This is a genomic window from Staphylococcus sp. KUGN1 (assembly GCF_045984185.1).
Taxonomy (GTDB): domain Bacteria; phylum Bacillota; class Bacilli; order Staphylococcales; family Staphylococcaceae; genus Staphylococcus; species Staphylococcus warneri_A.
Genome location: NZ_JBJQIL010000001.1, coordinates 122,832 through 140,437 on the forward strand (window position 1 = coordinate 122,832; position 17,606 = coordinate 140,437).

The window sequence follows — 17,606 nt, forward strand, 5'->3', positions numbered from 1 at the left end:
ATTTAGGCACTTCCTTTCGAAGATGCATCAATGTGACTAGTCTGAGACATAAATGTGTCATTTAATAGTGTGTCATTATTCATTGCATCTTCAGCATCACCAAAATAACGAAGCGTTTGATTGAGCAACATAATACGATCGAAGTATTGAGAAGCCTTAGATAAGTCATGATGAACAATGAGAATCAACTTGCCTTGTGATTTTAATTGCCTAATTTTATTCATTATGAGTTGCTCGCTTTTATAGTCAATGCCGACAAAAGGTTCGTCGAATAAATAAAGTTGACTTTTAGACATGAGTGCGCGTGCAACAAGTACACGCTGAAGTTGACCACCACTTAATGCAGAAATCTGTTTTCGTTTTAAAGATTTTAAGTCTAAATCATCTAATAATTGATTCAATTGAATTTTGGTCTCATGTCTAGGTTGATTAAACCAACCGATGTCGCCATAACATCCTGAGAGAATCACTTTTTCCACATTGATCGGAAAATCCAAATCAATATTTGATTTTTGAGGTATGTATGTCATGTATTTCAATTGAGTATGTATCGGACGTTGGTAAAGTAATTGTGTGCCAGTTGCTTGGAAATCTCCTATTAATGACTTCAGTAAAGAAGACTTTCCAGCACCATTAGGCCCCATAATACCTATCATTTCACCAGTAATAGGAATTTTAAAACCAATATCTTTTAAAATATGCTTATTACCTAAAAAAAGATTTAAATTACTAACTTCAAGCAAATATTAATACCTCCTAATTAAAAGTTTAGGTTAACCTAATTTATTTTATAATAAACCGAGAAGTTTTAACATGTCAAGTAGATTCGTGATACAATAAAGTGAATATGTGTGAGGTGAAATGATGTTAACTGAAGAAAAAGAGGATTATCTCAAGGCAATATTAACGAATGACGGTGATGTATCCTTCGTATCAAATAAAAAATTATCTCAATTTTTAAATATAAAACCACCATCAGTTAGTGAAATGGTCGGGAGATTAGAAAAGTCAGGCTATGTAGAAACAAAGCCATATAAAGGTGTTAAATTAACAGAAGAAGGTTTAAATCACACTTTAGATATTATTAAAAGACATCGGTTACTTGAATTATTTTTAATAGAAATTTTGAAATATAATTGGGAAGAAGTGCATCAAGAGGCTGAAATTTTGGAGCATAGAATTTCAGATTTATTTGTTGAACGTTTAGATAATATTTTAAATTATCCAGAAACGTGTCCGCATGGTGGTGTGATTCCTAGAGATCATCATTACAAGGAAAAATATACAAAGACAATACTAGAATTTGAACCTGCTGATGTTGTCACGATTAAACGCGTTAGAGATAAGACAGAGTTGTTAGTTTATCTTTCAAGTAAGGATATTTCTATAGGTAATGATGTTGAAATTGTATCCAAAGATGACACGAATAAAGTTGTCATTATTAAGCGCAATGATGTGATTACAATTTTAAGTTATGAAAATGCTATGAATATTTTTGCGGAAAAATAATACAATACAAACTTGAGCCCTAAACTGTATCATGTGGTGATTGAGATTAAATATCTTAACACCATATTTTTCAGAAGGGCTCAAGTTTTTTACTATTTTATTATCTTTTTTTGAAGGTAGGTTGATCATTTAAGATTTGAACAATAGTAATTTGATTAATATGTACACGGTATATAAATTGATTGTAATCCAAATTGTGCTATAGATGACTGTAGGCACTTTACTAATATCAGTTAAGGTACTGCCGTCCCAACTTTGTTTAGGTCTTTGGAATGTCAGTCTGAAAATTGTCCAAGACGATTGAAGCACTTCACCAAGTAATACGCCTAAAGTAAAATGATAACTAGAACTAACAATTTGATGAATAACAAGTAAGTCATCGCTTTGGAATAGGAAATACAAGAGTATTGTCATAGCAATAATAATTATTATAGGTGATAATTTACGGGATGTTAAAATCAGAAAATAAATAAAAATTCCTAAGTACAGGAGTATGAAAAAGCTTGGATGATTATAAAATATTGTGATAATACCTATCCATAACATCATTGGAGGCATGATATAGCCACCTAATGTAGTGAACCATTGTCCAAGATAACTCTTAGATTGAGTAATTGCATAGCCCTGTTGTAAGGTAGCTTCTCTTTCAGACGGCCGTGTCACAATAACTAAACCTTTAGCATGACCACCGGATAATTTATTAAAAAGTACATGTCCGAATTCATGAGTTAATACTGGGATATAGTTAAGTATAATTGCAAAGTATCGATAGTAAAATTTATAGCGGTTTTGATGGACGATAATGTAGATGATACTTATGATTAATATGATATACATATTTAAATGAATATGAGTGGTTAAGAATGATTCGAATTGTGTCATATTAAGGCTCCGTAATTAAAATTAATCAATCGACTCAAAGTCACACTGATTTTGTAAGTTATTATCTATTATACGTTAATATCTAAAAATTATCCTTTAGACTTAAGGCGTAAATTGTACGAGTGATGAAGGTTTTTTGGATAATCATATCTTGATGTATGTTGATGTGTTAAAATAAGCGTACATTTTGGTGAAATTTAAAACAATGACTAGATTTGATATAACTTGATATATCAGTTGAGATGACTGATCAAGTAGGATAGGAGATTTATTTTATGACATTAAAAGGTCAGCACAAGAATAAAAAGGTTGATATATTAGGCGTGAATTTTGACCATACTACGATGTTGCAAATGGTTGAAAATATTAAAACATTTTTTATGGCACAGACGACAGATAATTTATTTATAGTTACGGCTAACCCTGAAATTGTTGACTATGCATCAGAAAATCATGACTATCAACAACTCATCAATAGTGCTGATTACGTCATCGCTGATGGTACAGGTGTCGTGAAAGCATCAAAACGATTAAAACAACCGTTACCACAAAGGATTCCAGGTATAGAATTATTAGAAGAATGTCTGAAAATGGCACATGTAAACCAACAAAAGGTTTTTATTTTAGGTTCAAAGAATGAAATTATTGAAAAGGCAGAGCAACAATTAAAAGCTAAATATCCACGCGTGACATTTGCACATCATCATGGTTACATTAATTTAGAAGATGAAACGGTCATTAAGCGTATAGAGACATTTAATCCGGATTATATATTTGTTGGTATGGGTTATCCTAAACAAGAAAAGTGGATTGCTCACCATAGTAAAGCATTTCAACATACCGTAATGATGGGTGTTGGTGGTTCATTTGAAGTGTTTAGTGGCGCCAAAAAAAGAGCACCCAAATTCTTTAGGAAGTTAAATATAGAATGGATTTATCGTTTATTAATTGATTGGAAACGTTTAGGAAGATTAAAGAGTATCCCTAAATTTATGTTTAAAATTGCTAAACAAAAAAGACAACATTAATAATATAGACATAAGAAAAGGCAATCAATGTGTTAAGCGATTAACACATTGATTGCCTTTTTATTGGTGTTTTAAGTTGATTATTTAACGATAAATCGAGATGCATCTAAGTCTCTTCTAAATGCTTTTTGTTCATTTTTCGATTTTTTCTTGAATTCTTTCAAGAACTTTTCATAATTTGGTAAAACATCATCTAATTCGCCAAACTCTTTAAGTTTACCGCCTTCAATCCATGCGATTTTCGTACAAAATTCTTTAACTTGACGGATATTATGACTGACGAAAAAGATGGTTTTATTCGCTTCTTTAAATTCATAAATTTTATCTAAACATTTTTGAGTGAAAGTTTGGTCACCAACGGACAATGCTTCGTCAATAACTAAAATATCAGGGTTAACTGTAATGTTAATAGAGAAACCAAGTTTTGCACGCATACCACTAGAGTATTTTTTTACAGGTTGATATATGAATTCACCTAATTCACTAAATTCAATGACTTGAGGCATTAATTCTTTGATTTCTTTACGTTTGAATCCCATACATAACATTTTGAATTCAATATTTTCAACACCTGTTAATTGGCCATTTAATCCAGCATTGATTGCAATTACACTAACGTCACCTTTGCGGTCGATTTTACCTGATGTAGGGGACAGTGATCCGCCAATCATATTGCTTAATGTAGATTTCCCTGAACCGTTAATACCAACAAGACCAATCACATCTCCTTCGTGTGCTTGAAGAGAAACATCATCTAATGCGAAGAATGTTTTGTTTTTATTTTTAGGTATTAAGGCATCTTTAATACGGTCTTTATTCGTTCTATATATACGATATTCTTTAGTTACATGTTCTATATTTACCGATACGCTCATAATTAGTCCTTCCTTAATTACATTTATATAGATTATAATATACTACTCATCAGTTGTTAAATTTATTAACCTAGTGTAAAGTGAGTAGAAGATTTTGTTTAAAATTGAGTGAAAGTTAATCTAACACGATAGACTTTGTCTAATTATAGACAATCAATGATATTATTGTCATTTTAAGGTGCTTTATTATGTTTAATAACTTAAATGATTGTATAATAAGATGAGAATTTAATAAACTAATATCTTTTACTTAGTTATATAGTTTGGTATATTTTATTCAATTAAAACAAATTTACATATTAAAAAACAATGAGTTTGAGATATGAATATCATCATTTCAAAAGTATTTGTTTAACTTAATTTCTACTCATAACATGAATAGTGTGGATTGAAAGACAAATAGTTTCAAAATGATAGATTCCATCTCAACATCAATTGTATATACATTAAATGTTTGAAAGTGTGGTTTAATTCAATGTCAGCAGTAGTTACTGTATTTAAAGAACACATCAAAAACTTTTATTTAATCCAACGACTGGCACAATTCCAAATTAAAATTTCAAACCATAGTAACTATTTAGGGATGGCTTGGGAACTATTGAACCCAGCGCTACAAATTATGGTTTATTGGTTAGTGTTTGGTCTGGGAATCAGAAGTAACAATCCGGTACATGGCATTCCATTTGTATTTTGGTTACTCGTTGGTATTAGTATGTGGTTCTTTATTAACCAAGGTGTACTCGAGGGTACAAAATCTATATCCCAAAAATTTAATCAAGTCGCAAAGATGAATTTCCCATTGTCCATTATTCCAACATACATTGTAACAAGCAGATTTTATGGACATATTGGTTTACTTGCCATCATTATCGTAGCATGTATGTTTAGAGGGATTTACCCATCTATTCATATCATTCAATTATTGATTTATGTGCCGTTTGCCTTTTTATTAACGGCGTCTGTTGCTTTATTTACATCAACGTTAGGTATATTAGTGAGAGATACTCAGATGGCGATGCAGGCATTAATGAGAATATTATTCTATATGTCGCCCATTTTATGGATTCCTAAAAACCACGGTGTAAGTGGCATTGTGCACCATATTATGTTATTCAATCCAGTATACTTTATTGCTGAATCATACCGTGCGGCAATATTATTCCATCAGTGGTACTTCATTGATCACTGGAAATTAGCATTATATAATGTCATGATTGTTCTCATATTCTTTGTTTTAGGTTCTATACTTCATAAAAAATATAGAGATCACTTTGCTGATTTCTTATAAGAATATAGTGTGTCAAAAGACGTATAACAGTAGACCGACGATGTATTGTTGGTCTACTTTTTATTTTAAGGACAATGGGTTATGAGAGAATTATTTTCTATCAATCTTGGAATCGTTTATAATTTATGAATAAAGATAAATCGAAATAAAGCCGGTGAATGAAATGAGAGTTTTAATCAAAAAAATATATATGATCGTCATTGCAATATTGAATGTCCTTTTTAGAGGATTAAAAGTTAAAAATAAAGATATTGTTGTTATGATGACTTTTCCTAAAGATGTACTTCCGATTATTGAACAATTAAGTACTAAAGGATACAAATTAACTGTTATCACGACAGACAAACATGCACAGTATATTCAACATTTATCAAATGTAACTTATGTTAAAGCAGGAAATAAAAATGTTATTAAGCACATTAAATTGTTAAGTACGGCAAAAATAATTCTAATAGATACGTATTATTTAATCATGGGGGCATACCATAAAAAAGCGCAACAAACTGTTATTCAAACATGGCATGCTGCTGGTGCTTTAAAAGATTTTGGGTTAACAGATCATCAAGTGGATTTGAATAATCAAGCAATGGTGAATCAATATCAACGAGTATATTCAGCTACAGATCTATATTTAGTAGGTGGAGATGAAATGGGGCATTGTTTTAATGAATCATTTGATGCACAACCTTCAAAAATGTTATGTTCTGGACTTCCTAGATTAGTTGAATATTTAAATATTGATATCAAAGAAGAACAACAGCGATTAAAAAATCAATATGGTATCCAAGGTAAATTAGCGGTCTATATGCCAACCTATAGGGAAAATCATCAAGCTAACAGACAAATTAATACGGCACGCTTTGAAAAGGCTTTGCCTGAATACACATTGCTAAGTCACTTACATCCGTCTATCAAAAATGATGAAGAATATGACTTAGATTCGACATCATTAGTTATCATGGCTGATTTAATTATTAGTGATTATAGTTCGATACCAATAGAAGCAAGTTTAATTAATAAACCAACACTCTTTTATGTGTATGACGAAAAGGAATATGAAAAGGTAAGAGGACTTAATCACTATTATTATGATATTCCTAATACGTATAAAGTGACGACGGAAGACGCACTTATTGAAAAAATTAAACAAGACGATAAGCAATTTAAGTCTTTATTTAACCATTGGCATCAATACACTACGCAAGAAACACTGAATCAAGTAACAAACTATATAGATAAGTTGGTGAAATCATGAAATTAGCGATTATAATGCCTGTATATAATGGGCAAGATACAGTACGAAGAGCGGTAACGTCGATTGATACTAAAGCTGAATTTGAAATTATTTGTGTGAATGATGGTTCGACAGATCATACTAAGCATGAATTAACCGAATTACAAAAAGAATTTCCTAATATTAAAGTCATTCATCAAGAGAATCAAGGTGCTGCTAGAAGTCGTAATGTAGGATTAGCAGCTATGGATGACGATACGGATGCATTTATGTTTTTAGATGCGGACGACCAATATTTACCAAGTCGCATAGATGCGATGATACAAACATATGAGAATCACGAGGAAACTGACATAGTAATAGGTCAAATAGGTCGCGATGTTCATGGGGAATGGAAAGTATTTCCAACGCACGAAGAAATTAAGAGAGATGAAGTTGTAACGCTCGAAAGAAGCCCAGAAATACTTCAATCTATAGGTCCTGGTGGTAAATTGTTTAGTGCAAAATTTGCTTCTTTAAGATTTGATGAAGATGTTGTATTTTGTGAAGAGCATACATTCATGGTACGTGCTTTTTCTAAAGCGCGAGATATTAATCTTATGTCAATCATCGCATATGGCTATAATGAGCGAGAGGGATCTGTGACAGATAGACGTGCAGATACGTTCTTACCATATATGGAAGATGCTATGAAAGTGCGACAACGCGTGATGGAATTATTGCTATTAATGAATGAAAAAACTTACTATAGCTATCGTATGGATAACCTTATTGTAAGTTATTTAATTCAAGCACATTTATTAAAAAATAGTGTGATTACACCTTCATTTATAGAAAGTGTGACGCAGTATATTAATTTGATGCAAGAAACACATTATTCTGGTGAGGCAATGTTTAGAATTGTAGAAGCGGTTGAGCAAGGTGGAACGCAATGGACTAAAGACCTCTATCAATCATGGAGACGTGTATTGGCAAATGTTGGTATTGGAAGACCAGGCTATATTCGATTTTTAGCACAGACTTTTTCTAAAAAATCTGCATTTTCTGGAAAGCAAAAATTAAAAAAAGTATTAAAGAAATGATGACGCTTCATCATATAAATTTGAAAGAATAACATGATGTTTTGGTGAATTAATGGTAAGCCTATACAATTTATGCTACATTAAGAATATAAATTTTTATTAAATATTTAGTTAAGGAGAATCACGTATCATGAAACGAGTAATTACTTATGGTACATATGATTTATTACATTATGGACATATTGAATTATTAAGAAGAGCACGTGAAATGGGAGACTATCTCATCGTTGCGTTATCTACTGATGAATTCAACCAAGTGAAAAATAAAAAATCATATTATGACTATAATCAACGTAAAATGATGTTAGAATCGATTCGTTATGTAGACTTAGTAATCCCTGAAGATGGTTGGGGCCAAAAAGAAATTGATGTTGAACGTTTCGATGTCGATGTTTTCGTTATGGGACATGACTGGGAAGGCGAATTTGATTTCTTAAAAGATAAATGTGAAGTGATTTATCTTAACCGAACTGAAGGTATTTCAACAACGAAAATCAAACAAGAATTATACGGAAAAGACGCTAAATAATAGCGTGTTTATAATAAAGGACAAAGCCAAGACGAGATGTCTACGCTTTGTCCTTTTATTGTTATGGTAATATAATATCTATTTTCGACGAAAAGCTTGAATAAATAGATGGATCATAATAGATAATACGATGACTAAACCTATAGCAAAGATGATAGCTATCGTAGGATGAGTTTGCCACATGCTTTTAGCAACGGTTGTCGCATGATGGAATATGGGTTTATGTACTGTAACCGAAGGTGGACCATCTTGTTTAGTGATGAATTGACGATTGTAATCTACATGTACTTTGCCGTTATCAATGACTAATTGATAGTCCTTTTTAGTGAAATCTTTAGGTAGTACGTCGTATAAATCTTGTTCAACATAATAGGTTTTACCATTTATTTGATGTTTACCTTTTGAAAGGATTTTTTCGTATTTATATTGACTAAATGAACGTTCCATTAGCGCATTGCCCATCATGTTACGTTGTTTTTCTCCACCGATATGTTTATAATCCCCAGCGCCTAATATGACTTGGTTGATTCTAAAACCGTTTCGCTTTGTAGTAATCGTATGATTATAATCTGCAGTGTCACTAGAACCAGTTTTTAATCCATCTGTTCCTGGTAAGCTCATGTCGGCACCATCCAATGAATGGTTGAATGTATAATACGTGACACCATGCGTCGTTGGTGCGAGTTGTTTGGTAAAATGTAATATTTTAGGCGTTTCATTAATCACATGTTGGTCTAAAATGGCATAGTCACGTGCTGTAGTTGTTGTGTTTTCAGTTTTTTTATATTTAGAAGGGGCAAAGCTTTTGAGACGAGCATTTTCAGCACCTGTTGGATTCACATAATGTGTATCTTTCATACCGAGTTCTTTGGCTTTTTTATTCATTAAATCTGTGAAGTCATTGACGTTACCCGATACTTGCTCGCCAAGTATCAATGCAGCGGCATTGCTAGAATTAGATACGGTAATTTGAAGCAAATCTGAAATGGTCCACTTCTGGCCCGGGTAAAGCTTAGTATTACTTAATTCGGGAAGCGTAGACATTTGATATTCGCGATCAGTTATTTTGACTTCATCATTTAATGATAGCTTTTTATCTTTAACGGCTTCTAATGTAAGATACATTGTCATAAGTTTAGTCATTGATGCCGGATACCATACCTTATCTTTATTGTATTCATAGAGTATTTGGCCGTCTTGACTCACGTTAATAGCACTTTCAGGTTGATATGCTTCAGTTACTTTACTATAACCATTATCGATTGCAACTTGAACTGGTGTAACATCACCATTCTCTGCATTAGCAAAAGGTGTTATAATATTTAATACGAAGAACATCGTTATGATGAGTATAAAGATTCTTTTCATTATTTCTTTCCTTTAACTATTATTTTCAACTAATATATTTTATCATATACATTATTTGATACATATATGTAAGATGTTGAATTTTTGATATTTTATTATAGTTGGGAAAGACTTAAATATTTGGGATGCACGGACTTTTATAGTAAGATTGAGCAAAATTTAAAATATGAATATTAATAGAAGAGGTATTATTATGAAACAAACTAACCCTTTATTCTTTTTATTTAAAAGGCTCTCTTGGCCAATTGGGTTAATCATTGCTGCGGTTATTATTACTTCTTTAGGAAGCTTGAGTGGATTATTAGTACCTCTATTTACTGGGAGATTAGTAGATAAATTCTCAGTAAGTACTATGAACTGGAATCTTGTAGCCATATTTGGAGGTATATTCTTACTTAATGCTATTTTAAGTGGTATTGGATTATATTTACTAAGTAAAATTGGTGAAAAAATGATTTATGATATCCGTTCATTATTGTGGGAACATATCATTCAATTAAAAATGCCGTTCTTTGATAAAAACGAAAGTGGTCAATTGATGAGTCGTTTAACAGACGATACAAAGGTAATTAACGAATTTATTTCTCAAAAATTACCTAATTTATTACCTTCAGCATTAACGTTAGTTGGTTCACTCGTTATGCTATTTATCATGGATTGGAAAATGACGTTGTTAACGTTTATTACTATTCCTATTTTTGTACTTATCATGATTCCATTAGGTCGTGTGATGCAGAAAATTTCAACAAGTACACAAACTGAAATTGCTAATTTTAGTGGTTTACTTGGACGTGTACTGACAGAAATGAGATTGGTTAAAGTATCCAATACAGAAAGATTAGAACTTGATAATGCGCACACTAATTTAAAAGAAATTTATCGCTTAGGTTTAAAACAAGCTAAAATTTCAGCAGTAGTACAACCTATTTCGGGTGTAGTAATGTTATTAACTATAGCTATCATCCTAGGTTTCGGCGCTTTAGAAATTGCAACAGGTGCTATCACTGCAGGTACATTAATCGCAATGATTTTCTATGTGATTCAAATGTCTATGCCGTTGATTAATTTGTCAACATTGATAACAGATTATAAAAAAGCTGTTGGGGCAAGTCATCGTATTTATGAAATCATGCAAGAACCTATAGAACCTACAGAATCACTTGAAGATTCAAAAGATGTTGAGGTACAAGATGGTGAACTTGTATTTGATCATGTGAACTTCAAATATGACGTTAAGTCTATATTAAATGATGTGTCATTTAACATTCCTCAAGGTCAGGTTAGTGCATTTGTCGGTCCTTCAGGTTCTGGTAAAAGTACGATATTTAACTTAATTGAACGTATGTATGATATTGAAAGTGGCGACATTACGTATAATGGTACAAGTATTTTTGATATTCCATTATCTAAGTGGCGTACTAAAATCGGTTATGTTATGCAATCAAACTCTATGATGAGTGGTACGATTAGAGATAATATCTTGTACGGTGTCAATCGTTCTGTATCAGATGAAGAACTTATTAAATATGCTAAATTGGCTAATTGTCATGATTTTATTATGCAATTTGATGAGGGTTACGATACATTAGTGGGTGAACGTGGTCTTAAGCTATCCGGTGGTCAAAGACAAAGAATTGATATTGCACGTAGCTTTGTTAAAAATCCAGATATTTTGTTATTAGATGAAGCCACTGCTAACTTAGACAGTGAAAGTGAATTGAAAATTCAAGAAGCTTTAGAAACATTGATGGAAGGTCGAACTACAATTGTCATCGCACATAGACTTTCTACAATTAAAAAAGCAGGTCAAATTATCTTTATAGATAAAGGACAAGTGACTGGTAAAGGCACACATAGTGAGTTAATGACAACACATGAGAAATATAAACACTTTGTAACGTCTCAAAAGCTTGCAGACTAAAATTTAATGATAAGCACATACGCTTTAAAGAGTGTGTGTGCTTTTTTTGTATAAATTAAAGATTTAATGAAAAACGTTATTTTAAGTCATTTTTACAAATGGTATAATTAAGCCAATTAGATGGGCTCTGGTTTTGGGGTGGATTTTATCCATGATATAGAGTCATATATCTATACATATGTTCCTTTTGTACAACACGTTGTTGAAAAATTAAATAAATAGGTGGGTGCCAAATGTTTTTATTGATTAATATCATTGGGTTAATTGTTTTCCTAGGTATTGCAGTGTTATTCTCGAGAGCACGAAAAGATATACAATGGAAATCAATTATTATTTTAGTCGTTTTAAACTTATTTTTAGCATGGTTCTTCATTTACTTCCCATGGGGAAAATTAGGAATTAAAGCAGCTGCAAATGGTATTTCCTGGGTAATTGAATCAGCAAATGCAGGTACAGGATTTGCGTTTAATAGTTTTGTTTCGAATAAGCAGATGGATATGGCTGTGAGCGCACTATTTCCAATTCTATTAGTAGTACCGTTATTTGATATTTTAATGTACTTTAATATTCTACCGAAATTAATTGGTGCAATTGGTTGGGTTTTAGCAAAAATTACGCGCCAACCTAAATTCGAGTCGTTCTTTGGCATTGAAATGATGTTCTTAGGTAACACAGAAGCACTCGCTGTTTCTAACGAACAATTGAAGCGCATGAATGAAATGCGAGTGTTAACTGTAGCAATGATGTCTATGAGTTCTGTGTCAGGTGCTATTGTAGGTGCTTATGTTCAAATGATTCCAGGGGAATTAGTGTTGACTGCTATTCCTTTAAATATCGTGAATGCTATTATTGTCGCGTCAATTTTGAATCCAGTAAGAGTAGAAGATAAAGAAGATATTATTTATAGTATTAAGGATCAAGATATAGAGCGTCAGCCATTCTTCTCATTCTTAGGTGATTCTGTATTAGCTGCAGGTAAATTAGTACTCATTATCATAGCATTTGTGATTAGTTTCGTAGCGTTAGCAGATTTAGCGGATCGTTTGATTAACTTGATTACAGGTGGCATTGGTCACTTGATGGGTCTTAAAGGTAGCTTTGGATTAGACCAAATTTTAGGCGTATTTATGTATCCATTTGCATTATTACTTGGTCTTCCTTGGGATGAAGCTTGGTTAGTTGCACAACAAATGGCGAAAAAAATCGTTACTAACGAATTTGTCGTAATGGGTGAAGTATCTAAGTCTATTAATACACTTTCACCTCACCATAAAGCAGTGATTTCAACATTCTTAGTGTCATTTGCTAACTTCTCAACTATTGGTATGATTATCGGTACATTAAAAGGTATCGTAGATAAGAAAACAGCAGACTTTGTTTCTAAATACGTGCCAATGATGCTATTAGCAGGGATTTTAGTTTCATTATTAACAGCTGCATTTGTAGGATTATTCGCATGGTAAATTAAAAATTAAGGTTACACCTTCTATTGCTAGAACCTTTTCTAGCGATGGGAGGTGTTTTTTAATGAAAAAAATGACACATAATAAAAACCAAGTATAGTAAGTGAGGAGACACTTGTTATACTTGGCTTTTATGGGAAATGAATATTAATGTACTTGTAACGGTAAGGACTAGGTACAGTTACAGTACTTCGAGCAAAATTTGTTTTGTTACTATAAACAACACAAAGGAGATAACTTCTTTTGTTAAGAAGTTAACATTATTATAGCAAAGCGAAAGCTATAAGTAAATTAAAAATTCTGAAAATTTAAAAATATTTTATCCTTTTTTATGTTAAACCGTATTATTTCGTTAGAGATGATTCATTGATAAGTTGTATGAGTGGAAATGAAATTATTTCAAAAATATGAATTATTTACACAAGCAGTGTTGTAGGGGCTACATGCGTGTGCTACCATTTTGTTAATCATATAAAAAATAAATAAAGGGATGTGGTTGCTTGAATAGATTAATAAGAGATTTAATATTAGTCATTGTTGGATCGTTTATTTTTTCAGCTGGTGTTAATGCATTCATTATTTCAGGTAATTTAGGTGAAGGTGGGGTCACAGGTTTAGCCATAGTATTGTACTACGCTTTTCACTTATCGCCAGCTATTACTAACTTTGTAGTCAATGCTGTTTTAATTGCAGTAGGATATAAATTTTTAAGCAAACGTAGTATGTATTTAACCATTGTAGCAACTGTACTTATTTCAGTATTTTTAAGTTTAACAGAATCTTGGCATGTTGAAACAGGCAATGTAATTGTCAATGCAGTGTTTGGCGGAACAAGTGTCGGATTAGGTATTGGTGTTATTGTCTTAGCAGGTGGGACTACTGCTGGAACTACTATATTAGCTAGAATTGCACATAAGTATTTAGACGTGAGTACGCCTTATGCATTACTCTTCTTCGATTTAATTGTTGTAGTCATATCTTTAACTGTGATTTCACTCGATCGTGCATTAGTTACCGTCATTTCATTGTATATTGGTACGAAAGTGATGGAATTTGTAATCGAAGGTTTAAATACGAAGAAAGCGATGACAATTATTTCAAGTAAACCAGATGAAGTGGCTAAAGCCATAGATGAACAAGTAGGTCGTGGATTAACTATATTGAATGGTCACGGCTATTATACTAGAGAAGAAAAAGACGTCCTTTATGTCGTGATTACAAAAACACAAGTGTCACGTGCTAAAAAGATAATTAGAAGTATTGATAATCAAGCATTTCTAGTCATTCATGATGTGAGAGATGTATACGGAAATGGTTTCCTTATAGATGAATAAAAGATATTATTCCAAAGCTGTTTTAAGTAGCAAATTTGTTAGCTTAGAACGGCTTTTTAATGCGATAAAAAAGAGGAAATTAATGAAATTTATTAGTCAATATAAGTGAAAAATGTTATAATGGCTCCTGTGATAATGATTATCAATTACAATCATGAATTTAATAATTAATATATTTAATTACAGTTATGTTTTCGATATAGATATAGTAATTTAGAAAGTAGGGGAATTATGAGTCGTTTAAACGGTGAACAAGTAACAATAGGTTATGGAGATACGACGATTATTAATCATTTAGATGTGGAAATTCCAGATGGTAAAGTAACTTCAATCATTGGACCTAATGGTTGTGGCAAGTCTACCTTACTTAAAGCATTGTCTCGTTTATTATCTGTAAAAGATGGCACGATTAATTTAGACGGAGAGAGTATCCACACGCAATCTACGAAAGAAATTGCTAAGAAAATTGCGATTTTACCACAATCTCCTGAAGTGGCTGATGGTTTAACTGTTGGTGAATTAGTATCTTATGGCCGATTTCCTCATCAAAAAGGATTTGGGCGTTTATCTGATGAAGATAAAAAAGAAATCAATTGGGCGCTAGAAGTGACAGGTACATCTGAATTTAGACACCGTTCAATCAACGATTTAAGTGGTGGTCAAAGACAACGTGTCTGGATTGCTATGGCATTGGCTCAACGTACAGATATTATCTTTTTAGATGAACCAACAACATATTTAGATATATGTCATCAATTAGAAATTTTAGAATTAGTTCAAAAATTGAATCAAGAACAAGGTTGTACGATTATTATGGTATTACATGATATCAATCAAGCCATTCGATTCTCAGATCATCTTATTGCTATGAAAGACGGTGACATTGTAGCAAATGGTGAAACAAATGAAGTGTTGACACAAGATATTTTAGAACGTGTATTTAATATAGATGTTGTATTAAGTGAAGATCCTAGAACTGGTAAACCTTTATTAGTGACATATGATTTATGTCAAAAGGCATATTCTTCATAAACTGTGAGATGATTTAAAATATATAGAAAAGGTAAAGATATCATGTCAAAACCAAGGCAAAGTGGTTATATGAGATTTGTATCTTATTTGATAGGTGGAATGATAGTGCTAGCAATAGCACTATTTTTATCTATTTTATTTGGAGATGCGAAAATAGATATACCCACCATTATGGATGCAATTTTCAATTATAATCCTAAAAATCAACAACATAATGTGATTAGTGAGATCAGAATTCCAAGAGATTTAGGTGCCATTTTAGTAGGCATGGCATTATCGGTTGCCGGTGCGGTTATTCAAGGTGTGACTAAAAATAGTTTGGCGGATCCGAGTTTAATTGGTCTCAATTCAGGTGCGTCATTTGGCTTAGCCATAACGTATGCTTTTTATCCAGAAGCACCGTTTACATTACTAATGATTGCCGGGTTTCTCGGTTCATTGTTAGGTGGTTCGATTGTGTTAATGATTGGCCGTTCAAGAAAAGATGGTTTCAATCCTATGCGTATTATTTTAGCCGGAGCAGCCGTTAGTGCTATGTTAACGGCATTAAGCCAAGGTGTTGCGCTTATCTTTAGATTAAATCAATCTTTAACGTTTTGGAGTGCTGGTGGGGTTTCAGGAACAACATGGTCTCAAATTATTTGGACAGGTCCCATCATTATAGTGGCATTGGTAATTATTCTCACAATGAGTAGACAATTAACTATATTGAATTTAGGGGAATCTTTAGCCAAAGGTCTAGGACAAAATGTGACTATGATTCGTGTTGTCATATTAATTTTAGCAATGGTTCTAGCTGGCGTAGCAGTATCGATGGTAGGGCAAATTGCATTTGTTGGATTAATCGTCCCACATATTGTTCGATTTATAATAGGAACTGATTATTCTAAAGTATTACCTTTAACTGCCATTTTAGGTGGCATATTGATGTTAGTAGCTGATATGCTTGCTAGATATTTAGGAGATGCGCCAGTGGGTGCGATTATTTCATTTATTGGCGTTCCTTACTTTTTATACTTAGTTAAAAAAGGAGGACGCTCAATATGATAGATAGCCAATTACGACGTAAACAAATCATTACATTCGTGATATTTACTGTACTTGTTTTCTTAGCGTGTACATGGAGTATCGCTTCTGGTGAGTACAATATCCCTGTAAGTCGATTTTTCCAAATATTGACCGGGCAAGGTGATTATACAGACACATTAATTCTAGTCGATTTTAGATTACCACGTATGCTCATCACTATTCTTGCTGGGGCGGCATTAAGTATGAGTGGCGCAATTGTACAAAGTGTTACTAAAAATCCAATTGCTGAGCCAGGCATTCTAGGTATTAATGCTGGTGGTGGTTTTGCAATCGCATTATTCATCACAATTGGTCAGATTAAACCAGACAATTTTGTTTATGTTTTACCTATTATTAGCGTCATAGGCGGTGTAGCGACAGCTTTAATTATTTTTATGTTTAGTGTCAATCAAAGACATGGCGTTACACCTTCCAGTATGGTTTTAATAGGTGTAGGTATGCAGACAGCTTTATATGGTGGTTCAATAACACTCATGTCTAAATTCGACAAAGATCAATCAGAATTTATAGCAACATGGTTTGCAGGCAATATCTGGGGAGATGAATGGATATTTGTGATGGCATTTTTACAATGGATCATCATCATACTGCCATATCTATTTTATAAATCTAATGAATTGAATATTATCAATACGCATGAGCATGTAGCTAAAGGTTTAGGTGTTAAGGTCGATAAAGAACGCATGGTATTATTCTTTGTAGCAGTAGTACTATCTTCAGTAGCAGTTGCAGTAGCAGGGTCTATTTCCTTTATAGGATTGATGGGGCCACATATTGCTAAACGTATTGTAGGACCACGCCATCAGTTGTTTTTACCAATAGCAGTGCTTGTTGGTGCCTTTTTATTAGTGTTCTCAGATACATTGGGCAAGGTTATATTAGAACCTACAGGCGTACCAGCAGGTATCATCGTTGCAATTATTGGTGCACCTTACTTCCTATATCTCATGTACAAAACCAAAAATGTATAAA

Annotated in this window: 16 protein-coding genes; 12 read left to right on the forward strand and 4 right to left on the reverse strand. The window is 32.6% G+C overall.

The annotated features are described in order from the left end of the window. Positions 1 to 2: 2 nt before the first annotated feature. A complete protein-coding gene (locus ACJQQZ_RS00590) occupies positions 3 to 743 on the reverse strand; it encodes a metal ABC transporter ATP-binding protein (protein WP_124228538.1) in 741 nt (246 codons plus the stop codon). A gap of 121 nt (positions 744 to 864) precedes the next feature. Here ACJQQZ_RS00590 and ACJQQZ_RS00595 point away from each other — a divergent pair, with 121 nt between their 5' ends. Further along, the gene (locus tag ACJQQZ_RS00595) at positions 865 to 1,509 is read left to right on the forward strand and encodes a metal-dependent transcriptional regulator (RefSeq protein ID WP_002451037.1); all 645 of its coding nucleotides are present in this window, start codon (positions 865 to 867) and stop codon (positions 1,507 to 1,509) included. A 129-nt stretch (positions 1,510 to 1,638) separates the two neighbouring features. Here the strand turns inward: ACJQQZ_RS00595 and ACJQQZ_RS00600 are convergent, their stop codons facing one another. Continuing rightward, the gene (locus ACJQQZ_RS00600) at positions 1,639 to 2,391 is read right to left on the reverse strand and encodes a M50 family metallopeptidase (protein WP_124228537.1); all 753 of its coding nucleotides are present in this window, start codon (positions 2,389 to 2,391) and stop codon (positions 1,639 to 1,641) included. Positions 2,392 to 2,666: 275 nt separating this feature from the next. Between ACJQQZ_RS00600 and tarA the strand changes: the two genes are divergently transcribed. Then, the gene (tarA, locus tag ACJQQZ_RS00605) at positions 2,667 to 3,419 is read left to right on the forward strand and encodes an N-acetylglucosaminyldiphosphoundecaprenol N-acetyl-beta-D-mannosaminyltransferase TarA (RefSeq protein WP_124228536.1); all 753 of its coding nucleotides are present in this window, start codon (positions 2,667 to 2,669) and stop codon (positions 3,417 to 3,419) included. 80 nt (positions 3,420 to 3,499) lie between these two features. On the opposite strand, the gene tagH is transcribed toward tarA, so the two are convergent. After that, the gene (gene tagH / locus ACJQQZ_RS00610) at positions 3,500 to 4,294 is read right to left on the reverse strand and encodes a teichoic acids export ABC transporter ATP-binding subunit TagH (protein ID WP_107532170.1); all 795 of its coding nucleotides are present in this window, start codon (positions 4,292 to 4,294) and stop codon (positions 3,500 to 3,502) included. A gap of 475 nt (positions 4,295 to 4,769) precedes the next feature. On the opposite strand from tagH, the gene tagG reads away from it, so the two are divergent. The 4 genes from tagG (at position 4,770) to tagD (ending at position 8,427) form a co-directional block, all read left to right on the forward strand. Beyond that, positions 4,770 to 5,582 (forward strand): teichoic acids export ABC transporter permease subunit TagG, encoded by an 813-nt coding sequence (gene tagG / locus ACJQQZ_RS00615; protein WP_002451033.1) that lies wholly within the window; start codon positions 4,770 to 4,772, stop codon positions 5,580 to 5,582. 163 nt (positions 5,583 to 5,745) lie between these two features. Next, the gene (tarB, locus tag ACJQQZ_RS00620; RefSeq protein ID WP_408023007.1) at positions 5,746 to 6,837 is read left to right on the forward strand and encodes a teichoic acid glycerol-phosphate primase TarB; all 1,092 of its coding nucleotides are present in this window, start codon (positions 5,746 to 5,748) and stop codon (positions 6,835 to 6,837) included. Next, positions 6,834 to 7,898 (forward strand): glycosyltransferase family 2 protein, encoded by a 1,065-nt coding sequence (locus tag ACJQQZ_RS00625; RefSeq protein ID WP_124228534.1) that lies wholly within the window; start codon positions 6,834 to 6,836, stop codon positions 7,896 to 7,898. Before tarB ends, ACJQQZ_RS00625 begins: the two co-directional genes overlap by 4 nt. A gap of 130 nt (positions 7,899 to 8,028) precedes the next feature. Further along, positions 8,029 to 8,427, forward strand: coding sequence for a glycerol-3-phosphate cytidylyltransferase (gene tagD / locus ACJQQZ_RS00630; protein WP_002451030.1), 399 nt, complete (start codon positions 8,029 to 8,031; stop codon positions 8,425 to 8,427). 78 nt (positions 8,428 to 8,505) lie between these two features. Here the strand turns inward: tagD and pbp4 are convergent, their stop codons facing one another. Beyond that, on the reverse strand, positions 8,506 to 9,795 hold the full coding sequence (pbp4, locus tag ACJQQZ_RS00635) for a penicillin-binding protein PBP4 (protein WP_124228533.1): 1,290 nt from the start codon (positions 9,793 to 9,795) through the stop codon (positions 8,506 to 8,508). A 193-nt stretch (positions 9,796 to 9,988) separates the two neighbouring features. Between pbp4 and ACJQQZ_RS00640 the strand changes: the two genes are divergently transcribed. From ACJQQZ_RS00640 to ACJQQZ_RS00665, 6 genes are all read left to right on the forward strand, one after another. Next, positions 9,989 to 11,716 carry an ABC transporter ATP-binding protein gene (locus ACJQQZ_RS00640; protein ID WP_002451028.1) on the forward strand — a complete coding sequence of 576 codons (1,728 nt, stop codon included), beginning with the start codon at positions 9,989 to 9,991 and terminating at the stop codon, positions 11,714 to 11,716. A gap of 233 nt (positions 11,717 to 11,949) precedes the next feature. Beyond that, positions 11,950 to 13,179, forward strand: a complete 1,230-nt coding sequence (locus ACJQQZ_RS00645) for a NupC/NupG family nucleoside CNT transporter (protein ID WP_124228531.1) — start codon at positions 11,950 to 11,952, stop codon at positions 13,177 to 13,179. Between the two features lie 500 nt (positions 13,180 to 13,679). Beyond that, on the forward strand, positions 13,680 to 14,513 hold the full coding sequence (locus ACJQQZ_RS00650; protein WP_002451026.1) for a YitT family protein: 834 nt from the start codon (positions 13,680 to 13,682) through the stop codon (positions 14,511 to 14,513). Between the two features lie 231 nt (positions 14,514 to 14,744). Continuing rightward, positions 14,745 to 15,545: an ABC transporter ATP-binding protein gene (locus tag ACJQQZ_RS00655; protein WP_023374733.1), complete on the forward strand. Its 801-nt coding sequence runs from the start codon at positions 14,745 to 14,747 to the stop codon at positions 15,543 to 15,545. A 69-nt stretch (positions 15,546 to 15,614) separates the two neighbouring features. Continuing rightward, a complete protein-coding gene (locus tag ACJQQZ_RS00660; RefSeq protein ID WP_398575073.1) occupies positions 15,615 to 16,592 on the forward strand; it encodes a FecCD family ABC transporter permease in 978 nt (325 codons plus the stop codon). Continuing rightward, a complete protein-coding gene (locus ACJQQZ_RS00665) occupies positions 16,589 to 17,605 on the forward strand; it encodes a FecCD family ABC transporter permease (RefSeq protein ID WP_145505795.1) in 1,017 nt (338 codons plus the stop codon). Before ACJQQZ_RS00660 ends, ACJQQZ_RS00665 begins: the two co-directional genes overlap by 4 nt. Position 17,606 lies beyond the last annotated feature (1 nt).

Bases quoted from the DNA above. Each gene is read 5' to 3' on its own strand.
- ACJQQZ_RS00595 (WP_002451037.1), top strand. From the start codon at position 865: ATGTTAACTGAAGAAAAAGAGGATTATCTCAAGGCAATATTAACGAAT.
- ACJQQZ_RS00600 (WP_124228537.1), bottom strand. From the start codon at position 2,391: ATGACACAATTCGAATCATTCTTAACCACTCATATTCATTTAAATATG.
- tarA (WP_124228536.1), top strand. From the start codon at position 2,667: ATGACATTAAAAGGTCAGCACAAGAATAAAAAGGTTGATATATTAGGC.
- tagH (WP_107532170.1), bottom strand. From the start codon at position 4,294: ATGAGCGTATCGGTAAATATAGAACATGTAACTAAAGAATATCGTATA.
- tagG (WP_002451033.1), top strand. From the start codon at position 4,770: ATGTCAGCAGTAGTTACTGTATTTAAAGAACACATCAAAAACTTTTAT.
- tarB (WP_408023007.1), top strand. From the start codon at position 5,746: ATGAGAGTTTTAATCAAAAAAATATATATGATCGTCATTGCAATATTG.
- ACJQQZ_RS00625 (WP_124228534.1), top strand. From the start codon at position 6,834: ATGAAATTAGCGATTATAATGCCTGTATATAATGGGCAAGATACAGTA.
- tagD (WP_002451030.1), top strand. From the start codon at position 8,029: ATGAAACGAGTAATTACTTATGGTACATATGATTTATTACATTATGGA.
- pbp4 (WP_124228533.1), bottom strand. From the start codon at position 9,795: ATGAAAAGAATCTTTATACTCATCATAACGATGTTCTTCGTATTAAAT.
- ACJQQZ_RS00640 (WP_002451028.1), top strand. From the start codon at position 9,989: ATGAAACAAACTAACCCTTTATTCTTTTTATTTAAAAGGCTCTCTTGG.
- ACJQQZ_RS00645 (WP_124228531.1), top strand. From the start codon at position 11,950: ATGTTTTTATTGATTAATATCATTGGGTTAATTGTTTTCCTAGGTATT.
- ACJQQZ_RS00655 (WP_023374733.1), top strand. From the start codon at position 14,745: ATGAGTCGTTTAAACGGTGAACAAGTAACAATAGGTTATGGAGATACG.
- ACJQQZ_RS00660 (WP_398575073.1), top strand. From the start codon at position 15,615: ATGAGATTTGTATCTTATTTGATAGGTGGAATGATAGTGCTAGCAATA.
- ACJQQZ_RS00665 (WP_145505795.1), top strand. From the start codon at position 16,589: ATGATAGATAGCCAATTACGACGTAAACAAATCATTACATTCGTGATA.